Source organism: Luteimonas pelagia, from assembly GCF_054776035.1.
In genome coordinates this window covers 939,523-955,320 of sequence record NZ_BAAHCG010000001.1, presented here as the reverse complement: position 1 = coordinate 955,320, position 15,798 = coordinate 939,523, and the positions used below count along the sequence as shown (strand labels likewise).

At 70.4% G+C, this 15,798-nt stretch carries 14 protein-coding genes; 9 read left to right on the top strand and 5 right to left on the bottom strand.

Features of this window, described 5'->3' with window-relative positions:
- Positions 1-90 precede the first annotated feature (90 nt).
- Together ACYU7H_RS04395 and bfr are read left to right on the top strand one after the other, a co-directional pair.
- On the top strand, positions 91-303 hold the full coding sequence (locus ACYU7H_RS04395; RefSeq protein ID WP_460812782.1) for a (2Fe-2S)-binding protein: 213 nt from the start codon (positions 91-93) through the stop codon (positions 301-303).
- Positions 304-450: 147 nt separating this feature from the next.
- Positions 451-921 carry a bacterioferritin gene (gene bfr, locus ACYU7H_RS04390; RefSeq protein ID WP_460812781.1) on the top strand — a complete coding sequence of 157 codons (471 nt, stop codon included), beginning with the start codon at positions 451-453 and terminating at the stop codon, positions 919-921.
- Between the two features lie 37 nt (positions 922-958).
- Here the strand turns inward: bfr and ACYU7H_RS04385 are convergent, their stop codons facing one another.
- The 3 genes from ACYU7H_RS04385 to ACYU7H_RS04375 all read right to left on the bottom strand — a co-directional run bounded on the left by ACYU7H_RS04385 (position 959) and on the right by ACYU7H_RS04375 (position 6,073).
- Positions 959-3,382, bottom strand: a complete 2,424-nt coding sequence (locus ACYU7H_RS04385; protein ID WP_460812779.1) for a hybrid sensor histidine kinase/response regulator — start codon at positions 3,380-3,382, stop codon at positions 959-961.
- A gap of 1 nt (position 3,383) precedes the next feature.
- Positions 3,384-5,315: an EAL domain-containing protein gene (locus tag ACYU7H_RS04380; protein ID WP_460812777.1), complete on the bottom strand. Its 1,932-nt coding sequence runs from the start codon at positions 5,313-5,315 to the stop codon at positions 3,384-3,386.
- Positions 5,316-5,497: 182 nt separating this feature from the next.
- Entirely contained in the window at positions 5,498-6,073 is a 576-nt protein-coding gene (locus tag ACYU7H_RS04375; RefSeq protein WP_460812776.1) for a DUF4126 domain-containing protein, read from the bottom strand.
- A gap of 183 nt (positions 6,074-6,256) precedes the next feature.
- Between ACYU7H_RS04375 and ACYU7H_RS04370 the strand changes: the two genes are divergently transcribed.
- The 6 genes from ACYU7H_RS04370 (at position 6,257) to ACYU7H_RS04345 (ending at position 11,073) form a co-directional block, all read left to right on the top strand.
- On the top strand, positions 6,257-7,033 hold the full coding sequence (locus ACYU7H_RS04370) for a DUF6776 family protein (protein WP_460812774.1): 777 nt from the start codon (positions 6,257-6,259) through the stop codon (positions 7,031-7,033).
- A complete protein-coding gene (locus ACYU7H_RS04365) occupies positions 7,034-7,474 on the top strand; it encodes a bactofilin family protein (RefSeq protein WP_460812772.1) in 441 nt (146 codons plus the stop codon). It begins immediately after the preceding gene.
- A 57-nt stretch (positions 7,475-7,531) separates the two neighbouring features.
- Positions 7,532-8,239 carry a DUF6776 family protein gene (locus tag ACYU7H_RS04360; RefSeq protein WP_460812770.1) on the top strand — a complete coding sequence of 236 codons (708 nt, stop codon included), beginning with the start codon at positions 7,532-7,534 and terminating at the stop codon, positions 8,237-8,239.
- A gap of 61 nt (positions 8,240-8,300) precedes the next feature.
- Positions 8,301-8,687: an iron-sulfur cluster insertion protein ErpA gene (gene erpA, locus ACYU7H_RS04355; RefSeq protein ID WP_460812769.1), complete on the top strand. Its 387-nt coding sequence runs from the start codon at positions 8,301-8,303 to the stop codon at positions 8,685-8,687.
- Positions 8,688-8,704: 17 nt separating this feature from the next.
- Complete coding sequence (gene nudC, locus ACYU7H_RS04350) at positions 8,705-9,637, top strand: NAD(+) diphosphatase (protein WP_460812768.1); 933 nt, start codon at positions 8,705-8,707, stop codon at positions 9,635-9,637.
- Positions 9,638-10,143: 506 nt separating this feature from the next.
- Positions 10,144-11,073, top strand: a complete 930-nt coding sequence (locus ACYU7H_RS04345) for a cobalamin biosynthesis protein (protein ID WP_460812766.1) — start codon at positions 10,144-10,146, stop codon at positions 11,071-11,073.
- Between the two features lie 353 nt (positions 11,074-11,426).
- On the opposite strand, the gene ACYU7H_RS04340 is transcribed toward ACYU7H_RS04345, so the two are convergent.
- Positions 11,427-13,349 carry an MFS transporter gene (locus tag ACYU7H_RS04340; protein ID WP_460812765.1) on the bottom strand — a complete coding sequence of 641 codons (1,923 nt, stop codon included), beginning with the start codon at positions 13,347-13,349 and terminating at the stop codon, positions 11,427-11,429.
- A 135-nt stretch (positions 13,350-13,484) separates the two neighbouring features.
- Positions 13,485-14,252, bottom strand: coding sequence for a hypothetical protein (locus tag ACYU7H_RS04335; RefSeq protein WP_460812764.1), 768 nt, complete (start codon positions 14,250-14,252; stop codon positions 13,485-13,487).
- A 739-nt stretch (positions 14,253-14,991) separates the two neighbouring features.
- Here ACYU7H_RS04335 and ACYU7H_RS04330 point away from each other — a divergent pair.
- On the top strand, positions 14,992-15,642 hold the full coding sequence (locus tag ACYU7H_RS04330; RefSeq protein WP_460812762.1) for a DUF6988 family protein: 651 nt from the start codon (positions 14,992-14,994) through the stop codon (positions 15,640-15,642).
- Positions 15,643-15,798 lie beyond the last annotated feature (156 nt).

The following is a 15,798-nucleotide window of genomic DNA, read 5'->3' as shown; positions in this document are numbered from 1 at the left end:
CTGAACGACCGCGGGTCGCGTCAATCGCTCCGATTGACAATCATTCGCATTCGCGTTCCAATGGCGCCCGGAACGAGGAGGCGAGCCCCCGTGTACGTCTGCATCTGCAACGGCGTCACCCAGAAGGACATCCACGCGGCGGCCGAGGCCGGCTGCCGCTCGGTGGCCGAACTGACGATGCGCACCGGCGCCGGCGCCAACTGCGGCACCTGCCTGGACATGGCCGCCGAGATCCTCGACCAGGCGCGGGCAAAGGCCCTGCCGCTGCCGGTCCTCGGCGCGGCGCTGCAACAGGCAGCCTGAGCGCCCACGGTCGATCCGATCACGAACGCGGCCCACGGGCCGCGTTTTTCGTTGGCGCCGCTGCTCGCAATGATCACGATTCGCGTTCCGACAGGCTTCGCGCGCCGGCGCTAGAGTGCGCGCCACCCCCGGACAAGGAGCGCGGCCATGAAGGGCGACGCGAAGGTCATCGAGTTCCTCAACAAGGCGCTCTACAACGAGCTGACCGCGATCAACCAGTACTTCCTGCACGCCAAGATGCTGAAGAACTGGGGCCTGAAGGAACTCGCCGAACACGAGTACCACGAGTCGATCGACGAGATGAAGCACGCGGACGTGCTGTCCGAGCGCATCCTGTTCCTCGAGGGGCTGCCGAACTTCCAGGCGCTGGGCAAGCTGCGCATCGGCGAAGGGCCGAAGGAAGTGCTCGAGTGCGACCTGGCGCTCGAGCTGGAGGCCGTGCCTCTGCTCAAGGAGGCGATCGCGCACAGCGAGAAGGTTGCCGACTACGTTTCGCGCGACCTGTTCGCCGACATCCTCGAGTCCGAGGAAGAGCACATCGACTGGATCGAGACCCAGCTCGAGCTGATCGCGCGCATCGGCGAGCAGAACTACCTCGCCCAGCAGCTCGACAAGTAGTCGCGTCGACGGCGTGGCGGCGGGTGCCGCCGCGCCCTCAGGCCTCGGCGCGCCGGAAGGTGCCGAAGCTCGCCTGGCGGCTGCGCAGCGCCGCGCGCGCGCGGTCGAATTCCCCCGCCACCAGCGCCACGGCCACCGCAGGCCGGTCGAGCGTGCCCGTGCGCGCGCCGAGCTCCACGCGCTTGGCGGCCTGGGACAGCGCCATCGCGCCGAGGTTGGCCGCGGACGACTTGAGGGCGTGCGCCGATTCGCGAAGGCCCTCGAAGTCGGGCTCCAGCGCCGCCTGCTCGAGTTTCTCGACCAGCGACGGCGCATCCTCCAGGAACACCGCGATCACGCGCCCGGTCTCCGCGCCGAGCACCGTGGCCAGTTCGCCCAGCACCTCCTCGTCCAGCACCGCCGGCGGCGCGTCCGGCAACTGCTCGAAGTCCTCGTCGAACACGTCGGGGTGGTTCGCCGGCGCCGGCGCCCGGTCGTCGGCCGGTGCCGATTCGCGCGCGTCCGGCGGCGCCGTCCCGGCCGGCGCGTCCGCGCCTTCGCCCTCGGCCGGCGACGTGCCCGTCCCCGAAGCATGCGTGCGCGCGGTGCCCGTGGCCGACAGCCAGCGGTGGAGGCAACTCTCGAGCTGCCCGCGCGTGACCGGCTTGGCGAGGTAGTCGTCCATGCCCGCGTCGAGGCACTTCTGGCGGTCGCCGGCCATCGCGTTGGCGGTCATCGCGACGATCGGCAGGTGTTCGGTGCCGCCCTCCGCCTGCTCCCGCTCGCGCCAGCGCCGCGTCGCCGAGTAGCCGTCGAGCACCGGCATCTGGCAGTCCATCAGCACCAGGTCGTAGCGGTTCGCGCCCATCTTCATCACCGCGATCTCGCCGTTGGTCGCGGTGTCGCATTCCAGGCCCACCACGCCGAGCAGGCGTTGCGCGACCAGCAGGTTGACGGGGTTGTCCTCCACCAGCAGCACGCGCCCGTGCAGCCGGCGCAGCGGCGGCGGGTCGCTCGCGCGCACGCCCGGCAGGGCCGCGCCGCCCGCGTCCGACGCGGACGACGGCGCGGCCAGCGCGGCGCGCAGTTCCGCGTCGGTGGCGTGGCGCGGCAGCAGGTCGGTGTTCCTGCGCAGCTCCTCGGGGATCTCGTCGTCGCCGGACAGGTAGACCTGGCGCACCTTGCCGAACACGCCGCCGTGCCGGCCGAGGTTGCGGTGCAGCGCCAGCGCCGTCGTGCGGATGCCGGCGAGGTCGGCCAGCACCACCGAGTAGGTCCACGGCGGCCCCTGCGTCGCGGCCGCGCGCAGCCGGTCGAGCGCCTCCTGCGTGGTCTCCACCGAGGTCACCCGCAGGCCCCAGTTCGGCAGCAGCATGCTCAGGCGCGAACGCAGGCGCTCGTCGGCCGTCAGCAGCAGCACGCGGCCGCCACTGGAATCGGAGGCGACCGCCCGCAGGTCGCCATGCACCTTGGCCAGGGGCACCTGGAAGTGGAACGTCGCGCCCTGGCCGGGTTCGGACTGCACGCCGATCGTGCCGCCCATCAGGTCCACGATGCGCTTGCAGATCGCCAGGCCCAGGCCGGTGCCGCCGTACAGCCGCGTGGTGGACGCGTCGGCCTGCGAGAAGGCCTGGAACAGCCGCGCCTGCTGCGCCTGGCTGATGCCGATGCCGGTGTCGCGCACCTCGAAGCGCAGCACGTGGTGCGCCGCGGTCTCGCCGGTGCGGCGCACGTCCAGCGACACGGAGCCGCGCTCGGTGAACTTCACCGCGTTGCCGATCAGGTTGGTCAGCACCTGTCGCAGCCGCACGGGGTCGCCGCGCACCGGCAGGCGCACCGACGGATCGACGTGCAGGTGCAGCCGCAGGCCCTTGGATTCCGCGGGCCGCTCCATCAGCTGCAACACGCCGCCCAGCAGCTCGCGCAGGTTGAACGGCGTGGACTCCAGCTCGAGCTTGTTCGCCTCGAGCTTGGAGTAGTCGAGGATGTCGTCGACGATCCGCAGCAGCTGCTGCGACGAGGCGTACGCCGTGCGCAACAGCTCGTGCTGGTCGGGCTGCAGCCGCGTGCCCTGCAACAGGTCGAGCATCGGCACGATGCCGTTGAGCGGCGTGCGGATCTCGTGGCTCATCGTGGCCAGGAACTCGCCCTTGGCCAGCATCGCCGACTCGGCGGCCTGCTTGGCGCCCAGCAGCTCCTGCTCGAGCAGGTGGTGGCGGTCGATCTCCTTCTGCAGCGACTCGACCTCCGCCTGGTCGTGCTGCGCGCGCCTGGCGATGCGCCGCAGCGCGGCCTCGCGCCGCTGCATGGCCATCACCACCGCGATGAAGCCGGTCAGCGCCAGCAGCGCCAGCACCAGCGCGACCAGCCGCCACGGGCCGACCAGCCCGTAGGACACCACCACCAGCGACGCGGTCGCGCCGCCGGCGGCGCCGAGCGCCAGCACGCGTGCCACCTGCCATCCGCCGCGCTCCAGTTCCATGTCAGAGCACCGCGCTCTCGAAGTCGAAGTCGAGCCTGCCCTCGGCCTGCTGCACCAGGTTGCCCTGGATGAAGTCGATTCCGCCCATCCACAGCGTCGCCGCCGCCTGCGGATCCTCCACCTGCTGCGCGATCACCTGCAGGCCCTTGCGGTGGGCCTGGTCGATCGCCATGCGCATCTCGTCGCGCACCGTGCCGTCGGCGTTCGCGTCGGCGTAGCGCGCGGCCAGGCGCACGTAGCCGAGCGGCAGCTGCGACACCAGGGCGTCGGCCTCCTCGCCCAGCTGGAACCGGCCCAGGCAGAACTGCACGCCGGTCGACACGAGCTTCTCGCAGAAGCGCCGCAGGGTGACCGCATGGATCAGCGCATCCGCCAGCGGCACATCGATCACCAGGTCCGGGCCCTCGAGGCCGCGCTCGGCCAGCGTGCGCGCGATCCAGTCCGCGTAGCCGTCGCGCGCCAGCGTGCGCGGCGACTGCGACACGAACAGGCGCAGCACGCGCCCGGCTTCCTTGTGCTCGGCCAGGATCGCCATGGCGTGGTCCAGCACCCAGCGGTCGATGTCGTGGATCAGGCCGGCCGACTCCGCCGCGGGCACGATCTCCGCGGCGGTGTGGATGACCCCCTCCGGATCGCGCAGGCGCAGCAGCGTCTGGTACTGCGCCTGCTCTCCGCCGGCGACGGCGACGATCGGCTGGTAGGCGAATTCGAAGCGGTCGTCGGCGAGGGCCTGGCCCAGCGTCGCGGCCAGTTCGCGGCTGCGTTCGGCCTCGGCGCTTTCCGGCGGGGCATAGGCGGCCAGCCCGTGCGGCGCGGTGCGGGCTTCGCGCACCGCGCGCTCGGCCGCCTCCAGCGCGGTGCCGACCTCGGTGAAGCCGTGCGCGAGCGAGGCATGCCCGACCGCCGCCCGCAGGTTGAGCGATTGCCCGTCGACGGCGAACTCATGCTGGCGCAGGCCGTCGCGCAGCGTTCGTGCCATCGCCTCCAGCCCGTCGGTGTCCAGGTCGTGCGCCAGCACCAGGAACGCGTTGTCGTTCAACCGCGTGGCCGGCTGCGAGCCGACCAGCCCGGACAGCACGCGGCCGGCCTCGATCATCAGCCGGTCCAGCGCGGCGTAACCATGGCGCTCGCGCAGGCTGCCGGCGGCCTCGACCTCGATGAACAGCAGGCCGCCGCGCCCGCCGGACTGCAGCACGTCGCCGAGCGTGCGCAGGAAGTGGGTGCGCGTCAGCAGCCCGGTGAGGGGATGCATGCCGCCGCTGCCCAGCCGCTCTTGGCCGAGCGAACGCGCGCGGCGGGCACGGTCCTCGACCGCGGCGATCAGGTGGCGCGGGCGGATCGGCTTGCTGAGGAAGTCGTCCGCGCCCGAGGCCAGCACCTCGAACTGCCGCTCCGGGTCCTGGTCGCCGGTGAGGAACACGATCGGCGTGTGCAGGAAGGCCTCCACCCCGCGGATCATCGTGGTCAGGTCGGTGCCGGAGAGGCCGGGCATGTGCAGGTCCATCAGCACCAGGTCCGGCTTGAACCGGTGCATGGTGTCCAGCACGTCCTTCGGTTCGGACGCGACCAGCGCCTCGATGCCGGCGGCGTTGAGCACGCCCTCGGCGAACAGCGCCTGGGTGCGGTCGTCCTCCACCACCAGCACGCGGTAGGGGGGTTCGCCATCGGGGGGGAGGACCCGTTTCGGGGCGGGCACGTCTGGGGAATCTGGCATGGCGTAAACGTCGTTGTCGGGGCGCTGCGGGGGCGGCGCGTCCTCGGCGCCCCAGCGGCGCCAGTAGTGCGGCGGCGGTGTTTCGGCGCGCACCGGCGGGTCCGGGCGCGGCGGTTCGGTCTTCGGCTTCGGGGCGGCGCGCGCGGGCGCGGGCGCCGCGGCTTCCACCGTGTCGGCCGTGCGCGCACTGGTTTTCCGGGAAACGCGTTTCGCGGACATGCCACTCCCCCTGTCGGACGTCCCGGGAGGACGTCCGCGCCTTCCAGCGTCCGGTAGTCCCGCAAGCCAAATAGACGGATCGCACGGCTATTTTCGGCCATGTGCGATGGCGCGTGCAGCGGAGCGCGGTCGTCACGGGATCCGGGGGCGCGCGGCGCCTGGCGCGCCCGCGCGGTGCCGGATCAGCCGGGGCGCGGCCGCCGGCGGAACAGTTTCCGCCACACCCACCACACGGCGAGCGCGATGCCCAGGCTGACCGACAGCACGATCGACAGCGCCAGCCACGGGTGCGCGAACGCCAGCGCCAGTGCGCCGACCACGGCGACGTCCTCGGTCACCGAGGCGGTCCAGTTGCTCACCGGCTCGGGCGAGGTGTTGAGCAGCGCCCGCGACCCCGCCTTCAGCGCGTGGCTCGCCAGCGCGGCGCCCGCGCCGGTGGCCAGCATCCCGGCGCCCAGGTCGCCGTCGGGCGAGATCGCCGCCGCGGCGAGGAACGCGCCGGCCGGCACCCGGGCCAGCGTGTGCAGCAGGTCCCAGCCCGAATCCACGCCCGGGATCTTGTCGGCCAGGAACTCGGCCACCGCCAGCAGGCCCGACACGCCCAGCACCCAGGGTGACTGGGCCACCTCAAGCGCCGGCGGCAGGTCCATCCAGCCCATCAGGCCGGCCACGCCCACGCCGAATACGGTCAGGTAGACCCGGATCCCCGCCAGCCAGGCGAGCAATACGCCAACTGCGAACAGGTGCGCATCCGACATCGTCGAGCCCTGCTAGATTCGGCCGCGAGTATAGGCAACCCGGGCGACCGGGGCCGCGCGTCGGAGGGGGCCGGCGCGCGGGGCGGGGAGGGGACATCGCCGCCAGCCTGGTCCGCGTGCCGGCCGTGCCGGACGCACAGCCCGGGGAGACCCCGGTGGGCGCCATGGCGCCCGCCGCCATGCATGCAAGCCATCCAGACGACCCGGCGGCCGCCCGCGGCAGCGCCGACCTCGAACTACCGGATCCTCGCGCAGGCCCGGCCGGCCCGCGCCTGGCGCTGGCTGCTGTGGCTGGCCGTGGCCGCGTGGGCCGGCACCCTGGTGCTGGCCTGGCGCACCGCCTCCGAACAGGCGGCGCCGGGGCTGTCGGACCTCAGCGAGGACCACGCGCGGTTGCGCACAGAACACGCCGTCGCCTCGGCCGAACTCGCCGCGCTGCGCCAGCGGGAAGCCAACCTCGCCCGTTCCGACCAGGTCAGCCGCGACGCCAACGCCGCCCTGCAGGACACCCTCGCCGACAGCGAGGCGCGGATCGCCGGCCTGCGCCGCGAACTGGCCTTCTACGAGCGCCTGGCCGGCGGCGCCGCCACCGGCGGGCTGCGCGTGCACACCGCCGAATTCACCCGCGAGGCCGCCGGCACGTGGCGCTACCGGCTGGTGCTGTCGCAGGGCAAGCGGCGCACCGGCAAGTCCGCGGGCACGGTGCGCTTCGCGATCGACGGCGTGCGCGACGGACGCATGGCCAGCGTGGACTGGAACGCGCTGCACCAGGCGGCGAGCGTGGCGGCGCAGCCGTTCGCCTTCCGCTATTTCCAGTCGCTCACCGGCAGCGTGATGCTGCCCGACGGCTTCACCCCGCAGCGGGTGCGCGTGCAGCTGCGCGGCGAGAACGAATCCAGGGAACAGACGCTGGCATGGGACGCCGTCGTCGTTGAAGACATGCAACGGGGAGATCGCTAGATGGCCAAGATTCGTCCGCATCCGCTCGAGGGCCGGATCGACACGCTGGTGGGACCGCAGGTGGCGCTGCAGGGGGAGCTGCGCTTTTCCGGCGGGCTGGTGGTGGAGGGCCGCATCGCCGGCCGCGTCGTCGCCGAGCCGGGCCAGCCGGCGGTGCTGACCATCGCCCCGCAGGGGCGCATCGAGGGGGAGGTGCACGCGCCGGTGGTGATCGTGCGCGGTGCGGTGGCGGGCGACGTGCACGCCGGCGAGTGCGTGGCGCTGATGGAGGGCGCGCAGGTGGACGGGGACATCCACTACCGCACCTTGGAGATGAGCGCCGGGGCGCGGCTGGACGGCCGGCTGGTGCACGTGCCGGGGGCCGACGCCGAGCGCCCCGCCGGCCTGCGGCTGGTCGCCGACGACGGGCGGACCACCGCGGAGCGCCGCGCCATCGGCTGACCCGCGGCCGCGGTCGCGATGCCGCGCTAACGCCGCGGCAGGGCATACTCGCCGCCCATGGACGAGGCCGCCCCGCAGACCCCGCCGCTGTCGCCCGCCGCCAAGCGCCGCATGGCGGTGGGCGTCGTCGTGCTGGCGTCGCTGGCCTTCGGCGCGTGGGGCCTGTGGAAGACCTTCGCGCCGCAGCCGCTGAGCCCGCGCGAGCAGCTCGGCGCACAGGCCGACACCATCGAGGAACTCGAGCAGCGCGTGGCCACGCTCTCGCGCTCGGACCAGATCACCCGCGACGCGATGCGCGACCTGCAGAGCACGCTGGCCGAGCGCGACGAGGAGATCGCCGGCCTGCGCGCGGACGTCGACTTCTACGAGCGCTTCGTCGGCAGCACCGCCCAGCGCCGCGGCCTGACCGTGCACGAGCTGCGCCTGCAGCCGCGCGAGGGCAACGTGTGGCATTTCACCGCCACGCTCACCCAGAACCTCAACCGCGGCGCCGTGAACCGCGGCGAGCTTGACCTGGCGGTGGAGGGCACCGTGAACGGCCGCCTGCAGCGGCTGGACTGGACCGGCCTGCGGCAGGACAGCGGCAGCGACGGCATCGACTACTCCTTCCGCTACTTCCAGGAAGTGGAGGGCGACATCAACCTGCCCGAGGGCATGCAGCCCGTCCGCGTGCATGTGCGCCTGCAGCCGGCCAACGGCAGCACGGTGCAGCAGTCCTTCGACTGGGCCGCGGCCACCGGCACGGGGCCCGACGAGACCGGCTGATCGCGCCTGTCCGGGGCGCCTCGCCTTGAATGGACGGCCCCCCGCCGCCATCCTGTGCGCCATGCAGACCCCGATCGACCCCGCCAGCCTGTCCACCGGCCCCGATTACCAGTCCCTTGACGCCCCCCTGGCCTTCACGCAGGCCGCGGCCGCCAAGGTGCGCGAGCTGGTGGAGGCCGAGGGCAACCCGGACCTGAAGCTGCGGGTCTACATCCAGGGCGGCGGCTGCTCGGGCTTCCAGTACGGCTTCGAGTTCGACGAGGCGCAGGCCGAGGAAGACCTGGCCGTGGTCACCGACGGCGTGACGCTCCTGGTCGACCCGCTGAGCCTGCAGTACCTGATGGGCGCCGAGGTGGACTACACCGAGAGCCTGCACGGCGCGCAGTTCGTGATCCGCAACCCGAACGCCAAGACCACCTGCGGCTGCGGCAGCAGCTTCAGCGCCTGACCCAGGGGCCCGCCGCGATGCGCGCCGGCCCGACCGACCTCCCTTCGAGCCCGCCGGACTACGCGTTCGTCGACGCGGCGCTGGATCGCGCCGACGCGCTGCGCGACGACGGCGATGCGCTGGACACCCTGTGGCCGGCGAGCGGCCTGGTGCTGCTCGATGCGAAGGGCGGCGTGCAGGCGGGCGCGGACGGAATGCCGTCGTGGCCGCGCGGCCGTTCGCATTCGACGACGCGGCCCTCGGAAGCAGTCTTCCTCGGCCTCGACCGCGACGGGCGTGGCTGGTTCGCGCTCGCCCGTGTGGTTGACGTTGCTGCGCCAGAAGCGCCCGTCGACCTGCGGACGGCGGCGGCGAACTGGCCGGCGTTCGATGCGACGGTGTTCGCGCAGGCGCGCGCGGTGCTGCACTGGCAGGCGCGGCATCGCCATTGCGGCGCATGCGGCGCGGCGCTGGTGTACGCGCATGGCGGCTGGCTGGGCACATGCGGCGGCTGCGGGCTGGACCACTATCCGCGCACCGATCCCGCGGTGATCGTCGCGGTGAGCGATGGCGACCGGCTGCTGCTGGGCCGCCAGCGCACGTGGCCCGCGGGCCGGTGGTCGGTCATCGCCGGCTTCGTCGAACCGGGCGAGAGCCTCGAGCAGACGGTGGCGCGCGAAGTCCACGAGGAAACCGGCGTGCGCGTGCGCGCCTGCCGATACCTCGCGTCGCAGCCGTGGCCGTTCCCGAGCGCGTTGATGCTCGGCTTCCTCGCCGAGGCCGACCCGCAGGTGCCGGTGGCGGGCGACGAGCTCCAGGCCGTGCGCTGGTTCGACGCGAACGCCGTGCGCGACGCCCTCGCCCGCGACTGGCGCACCGCCGACGACCCCGACGCGATCGTGCTCTCCGCCCCCCTGTCGATCGCAAGGTGGCTGATCCAATCCTGGCTCGACGGTCAGGTTCGCGGCTGACGCATCCAGTCTCCGGACCCATCGCGCGCGTAGGCGCGCTCCTACAAGGAAGGGCAATCCCACCGTAGGAGCGGGCCTACGCCGGCGAACTGCGCCGCGCCCCCACCCGCCCCCACACCGTCATCCCCGCGAAGGCGGGGATCCACCTCGCGCCCCCATCCGTCCCGCCACCGTCATCCCCGCGAAGGCGGGGATCCACCTCGCGCCCCCATCCGTCCCGCCACCGTCATCCCCGCGAAGGCGGGGATCCATGTCGCGCCCCCATCCGTCCCGCCACCGTCATCCCCGCGAAGGCGGGGATCCACCTCGCGCCCCCATCCGTCCCGCCACCGTCATCCCCGCGAAGGCGGGGATCCATTTCGCGATGGCCCGTCACCATTCGCGCCCCGCCTGCCATCGCGCGCGTAGGCGCGCTCCTACGGGGATCCGCGCGGTGTCGTCGACGTGAACCAACGACTCGCTAGAATCGGCCCGGTTGGCACCCCCGCCGCGCAACGGAGCCGCGAATGGCCGTCACCCTGATCGCCGTGGTCGTCGCCCTCGTGCTGGGCCACGTCGCCCCGTCGCTGGCCGGGCTGCGCCAGTACGACTGGTACGTGAACTGGGTGAAGTGGCTCGACGCGCGCCTCGGCCGCGACGCCGGCGCCTGGCGCTCCGGTTGGGGCCTCGCGTTCGCGCTGGCGCCGCCGCTGCTGCTGGTCGGCCTGTTCCAGGTCGCCCTCGACGCCCCGCTGCTCGGCCTGGTCGGCCTGCTTTTCGCGATCGCGGTGCTGTTCTACGCCTGGGGCCCGCGCGACCTTGACCTCGACGTGGAAGCCATCGTCGACGCCCAGGACGTCGAAGCCCGCCGCGCCGCCATCGCCCGCCTGTGGCCCAACGGCGACGCCCCGCTGGCCGACGACGGCCGCGTGCCGGACGGCCCCACCCTGGTCGAGGCCGTGTTCCGCAACGCGCTGCGCCGCTGGTTCGGCGTGCTGTTCTGGTTCCTGATCCTCGGCCCGGTGGGCGCGCTCGGCTACCGGCTGGTGCAGCTGTCGGCGGAGGAGGGCGCCTCGCGCGCGCTGCCCGCCGGCGCCGCCAATGCCGCGCGCCTGCTGCTGGACTGGCTCGACTGGCCGGTGGCGCAGCTGATGACCTTGGCGATGGCCCTGGTCGGCAACTTCGACAGCGTGCTGCAGGCATGGCGCGAGGCCGGCGGCGCCGGCTTCAATACCGACCGCGGCTTCCTCGGCGCCGCCGCCCGCGCGAGCGTGCGCAGCGAACTGGCCGACGAAGCGCAGGAATACGCCGAAGCCGGCGTGCCCGCGTCCAGCGCGCTGGTGATCCAGCTGGGCGAACTGCCCGAACTGCGCGACGCGATGAGCCTGGTCTGGCGCATCCTCGTCCTCTGGCTCGCCATCCTCGCCCTCTTCGTCATCGCCGGCTGGGTCACCTGACGCGCCACACCGCGCCGCGCGCTCCCGGATGGCGCGTCCCCCGATCCGGTGACGAACCCTGTAGGAGCGCGCCTACGCGCGCGAAAACCGAACCCGGCGAACCGCACGAGCACGCGCAAGCCATGGATCCCGGCCTTCGCCGGGATGACGATGTTGGGGCGGACGGGCGCGCGGCGCAGGCAATAGCGCGCACCACACCGTCATCCCGCGCAAGCAGGGATTCACCACCACACCGTCATCCCCGCGCAGGCGGGCATCCACCAAGACACCGTCATCCCCGCGCAGGCGGGAATCCACCACCACACCGTCATCCCCGCGAAGGCGGGGATCCATGGCCGCGCAAGAGTGTTGCCCTACGCCGCGTCGCCCCGCAACGCGCGCACCTGGGCTTCCAACGAATCGGCGGTGGCGGTCGCCCCATCCACCGGCGCCTCGGCCACCACCTCCACATGCGCGCGGAACCGCCTTGGCAACCTTGCCCTGCGCATCCGCGAATCCCGCCGGCTCCACATGCTCGCCCACATCCCCCGCAACGCCATCGGCACCACCGGCACCGCCCGCCGCGCCAGGATCTTCTCCACGCCCGACTTGAACGGCGCAATCCCGCCATCCTTCGTCAGCCCCCCCTCCGGAAAGATCCCCACCAGCTCCCCGTTCGCCAACGCCGCATGGATCTCGTCGAACGCCCGCTGCATCAACACCGGATCCTCCCGCGCCCCCGCGATCGGGATCGCCCGCGCCGTCCGGAACAACCAGCTCAACCCCGGGATGTTGAAGATCCGGTAGTACATGACGAACCGCACCGGCCGCGGGATCGCCCCGGCCAGGATCAGCGCGTCCATGTAGCTCACGTGGTTGCACACCAGCAGCGCCGGGCCGTCGTCCGGCACGTGCTCCTCGATGCCGCGGATGCGCAGCCGGTACAGCGCCTTCACCAGCAGCCAGCTGACGAAGCGCATCGCGAACTCGGGGACGATGGTGAAGATCCACGCCGCCACCAGGATGCTGGCCACGCCCAGCGCCAGGAACAGCGTCGGGATCGACCACCCCAGCAACTGCTGCAAGGCCACCCCGCCCACCGCCGCCAGCACGATGAACACCGCGTTCTGGATGTTCATGCCTGCGATCACCCGCGACAGCTCGCCCGGCGGCGTGCGCGACTGGATCAGCGCGAACAGCGGCACCACGAAGAACCCGGCGAACAGGCCGATGCCGGCCAGGTCCAGCACCACCCGCCACGCACCGGGCTGATCAAGAAACCCGCCAACGCCCAACCCCGTCGCCGCCACCGCCGGCGCCACCGCCAGGTGCAGCACGCACGCACTCATCCCCGCCGCGCCCAGCGGCACCAAGCCGATCTCCACCGTGCGCGCCGACAGCTTCTCGCACAGCAGCGAGCCCACGCCCACGCCCACCGAGAACACCGCCAGCGCGAACACGTACAGCGTGGGCGTGCCGCCCAGGTGCGCTTCCGCGTACACGGGCAGGTTGCCGGTCAGCAGCGTGCCGGTGAACCAGAACCAGCTCACACCCAGCACCGCGTTGCGCACCGCCAACTGCTTGCGCGTCAGCAGCCACACCCGCAGCGACTCGGTGAACGGGTTCCAGCTCACCTTGAGGCCGGGCGCCGCCGCCGGCACCGGCGGAATGAACCGGCTGGCCACGTTGCCCGCCACCGCCAGCGCGATCACCGTGCCGCCGGCCACCAGCGGCCCGTGTTCGCCGGCCACCGCGAAGATCAGCCCGCCGAACAGCATGCCCAGCAGGATCGCGATGGACGTGCCCATCTCCACCAGGCCGTTGCCGCCGGTCAGCTCCTCGGGGCGCAGCACCGCGGGCAGGATCGAATACTTCACCGGCCCGAACAGCGCGCTCTGCAGCCCGGTGGCGAACAACGCCACCAGCAGCACCCGCATGTCCTGCAGCCAGAAGCCCACCGCCGCCACCGACATGATGGCGATCTCCATCACCGTGACGATGCGGATCAGCCGCGCCTTCTCCAGCCGCTCGGCGATCTGCCCCGCGGTGGCCGAGAACAGGAAGTACGGCAGGATGAACACCGCCGGCGCCAGCTGGGTGTAGATGCCCCGGGTGGACCCGTCCATGGCACCGGCCACGACCATGACGCCCAGCAGCCCGATGATGGCCTGGCGGAAGACGTTGTCGTTGAAGGCGCCGAGCAGCTGGACCAGGAAGTAGGGGGCGAAGCGGCGCTGGGCGAGGAGCTGGAACTGGGAGTGCGTCTGGCGTGCCGGTGGGGCGGGCGGCTGGTCCATGGGGCCGGCTCGGGCGGAGGCGGGAGAAGGCTAGCAGAGCGGGAATGGCTGGTTTCAGCCAGAAGCCGAATCTCCCCAAACACCTGACGCAGATCGCGCGGCGAAGCCGTAACGCCTTCGCCGAATGTTTAGCGCTCACTCCACGATCAGGAGCTCGCTGGAGAAAAACGTTCTAGCGAGGAAGCCTGCGGACTCTAGAGGAGTCCGCTGTTCGGCTATGGCCTCTGCGTCCTCTCGTGCGCTGCGCGGGAGGCCAGCGATGCCCGTTCGTTGCCGGATAACTTCGACCATGAGCGAAGTGAGCTTGATCAAGCCCTCCTCTCCAAACTTCCTTTCCTTTGCTCGGAGAGCCTTTAATCGACTGGCCAGGGTAGTGCGCTCAACTTGCTTCGGATCGTCGGAGCACCTCCAGCCGTGAGAAGCTCCTTTCTCGAACACCACGTAGTGTTCCTTGTCATCTGGGAGTACTCCAATCGCCGACGGCGCGAATGCGGCTGAGTTCACCACTACGCTACGCGCCAGGTAGTGCCGATTGAGTTCCCTGGGGGTGTGGAATTCCGGGGCCACGTAATAGACGGATTCCCCGGAACTCTCCAGATCAAGCAGGAGTTGGTGCTGCTGAGAGTGTCTGAGCGGGCGCAGATGCATGCGGTAATACGGGAGCGCCAAGGAAAGCAGAACATGCTCCTTAGCGTTCTTTCGCTTGAGGTAGTCACTGAGTTTGAACTGCAAGAAGACGGGTGTTCCACAAAGTGGGATCTTCACGTCATAGCCCCCACCCGATTTCCCTTCTTCATACAGCGACGGAAACGTCGGAGCAGCAACAATCCTGGCTCCATGCGCTGCAACGAGCTCTTCAGTGACCGCATATCCGTACGAGAACTCTGAAATGTCGGGCTTCAAATGCTCCTCCTTGTGAGCGCTGACATCTGAGTTGAACCACGGCGCGCAGCGGCCTTGGCGTCGTCGAAATGCTGAGGCGCTAATCAAACGCCCGATGAAACGCCCCGCGCACTTGCTCGAGCAGCGCTGGATCTGCAGCCCTGCGCTTTCCGTGATTTCCGGGAACTTGAAAGCCCTGCGTGCGGAAGAGCTCGGCTAGCTCTGTCTCGAGCGGAGCGATAATATCCCTCACCGACCGATGCTGGGCCAGATCAGCTTGCTCCGGAAAAAGTGGACCGAAAGCAACAAGGTCAAATGAGCACTTTGCGGGCTCCCAAGCCCGCTTCCTTACTTGGCGGAGCACCATGTTGGCCGACGCACTTGGTCGAACATCAAGGTGCTGACTCAGACGTGAGAACGGCGACGCTGCAAACTGGGACGAGCTGTCTCCGGTCCGTCCGACATAGACAATCTTCTCAGTGCCGTGCTTGATAAGCCACGCGTAGAGCCAGAAGCCGCGCTCGAGCAGGGCGCCGTCAAATCGAACTCGATGCACTTTCATAGCGTGCAAGCACTCATTCTGCCCCCCCAGGAGGCGGTAACAGCCGATGGTGCGTGCCGAGCTCGCTGGGGTCAACGAGAGATGCCCTCGCCGTGGCACGTCCGGGCTGGGGCGATACCGCCGCCTACGGGGCTATCACGACATCCGCCTTGAATCGGATGCCAACATACTGTCGACCGATCTGGCCACCCATCTACGATGACAGCCCCTCAGATGAAGCTGCTCCGCACAGCGGTTGACCTATCTGTATCGCTAGAAGCAGTTGTGGACGCTGCCTGGGAGGATTGCGAGATTTCAGACGAGCCGACCGCAGTCGCCGCGGCTCGACTATGCGGTCTCGCCCTGGATCACGGCAGATCTCTACGTATTCTGCTGTTGCAGGTTCCCCCCTCTGCAATTGCACTCCTGCGCCCCCAATTCGAAGCATTACTACGAGCAGTCTGGGCGCGGCACGCAGCCAGAGAGAGCGACCTGGCGCGGCTCTTGGCCCCATTGACACTGGAGAGCCAACAGGCGGCCAGAAAGCTCCCAGGTGTCGCAGAAATGCTCACAGCTTTAGAAGCCTCTGGCCCTAAGGGGGCGGCTGCTCTGCTCGGCAGGGCGCGAGCGCGGCTATCGGACGGCCTGAACTCCTATGTACACGGAGGCATACACCCTTTCCAACGAGGCGAGTCCGGCTACCCCGTGCAGCTGCTCGCTGATCTGCTCAAGAACGCCAATGCTTTCAGCATGCTGACGCTGATCGTCCTAGCTGAGATCACCGCTGACACTGACATTCTTCAGCTCATGGCAGTTGTACACGATGAGTTCGGCGACGTCCTTCCGGAACTTGAGCCGTTCCCAACCTAGGGCAGAACTGCTTTCCGGCGAAAGCCGACATCAACCGATAAAGTGGCCGGTGCAACAAAACCTCTGGCCATGGGTTCGCATACACGAGCGATGGATCGAAAAACATCTAGGAAGATTCTGACACCACCATTGATAGCCTCCCTACAAGAAGCTCAA

Excerpts from the sequence above, each read along its gene's own strand:
- ACYU7H_RS04360 (WP_460812770.1), top strand. The coding sequence starts at position 7,532 with ATGGACGAGGCCGCCCCGCAGACCCCGCCGCTGTCGCCCGCCGCCAAG.
- ACYU7H_RS04380 (WP_460812777.1), bottom strand. The coding sequence starts at position 5,315 with ATGTCCGCGAAACGCGTTTCCCGGAAAACCAGTGCGCGCACGGCCGAC.
- nudC (WP_460812768.1), top strand. The coding sequence starts at position 8,705 with ATGCGCGCCGGCCCGACCGACCTCCCTTCGAGCCCGCCGGACTACGCG.
- ACYU7H_RS04340 (WP_460812765.1), bottom strand. The coding sequence starts at position 13,349 with ATGGACCAGCCGCCCGCCCCACCGGCACGCCAGACGCACTCCCAGTTC.
- ACYU7H_RS04345 (WP_460812766.1), top strand. The coding sequence starts at position 10,144 with ATGGCCGTCACCCTGATCGCCGTGGTCGTCGCCCTCGTGCTGGGCCAC.
- ACYU7H_RS04330 (WP_460812762.1), top strand. The coding sequence starts at position 14,992 with ATGACAGCCCCTCAGATGAAGCTGCTCCGCACAGCGGTTGACCTATCT.
- ACYU7H_RS04370 (WP_460812774.1), top strand. The coding sequence starts at position 6,257 with ATGCAAGCCATCCAGACGACCCGGCGGCCGCCCGCGGCAGCGCCGACC.
- ACYU7H_RS04365 (WP_460812772.1), top strand. The coding sequence starts at position 7,034 with ATGGCCAAGATTCGTCCGCATCCGCTCGAGGGCCGGATCGACACGCTG.
- bfr (WP_460812781.1), top strand. The coding sequence starts at position 451 with ATGAAGGGCGACGCGAAGGTCATCGAGTTCCTCAACAAGGCGCTCTAC.
- ACYU7H_RS04385 (WP_460812779.1), bottom strand. The coding sequence starts at position 3,382 with ATGGAACTGGAGCGCGGCGGATGGCAGGTGGCACGCGTGCTGGCGCTC.
- erpA (WP_460812769.1), top strand. The coding sequence starts at position 8,301 with ATGCAGACCCCGATCGACCCCGCCAGCCTGTCCACCGGCCCCGATTAC.
- ACYU7H_RS04375 (WP_460812776.1), bottom strand. The coding sequence starts at position 6,073 with ATGTCGGATGCGCACCTGTTCGCAGTTGGCGTATTGCTCGCCTGGCTG.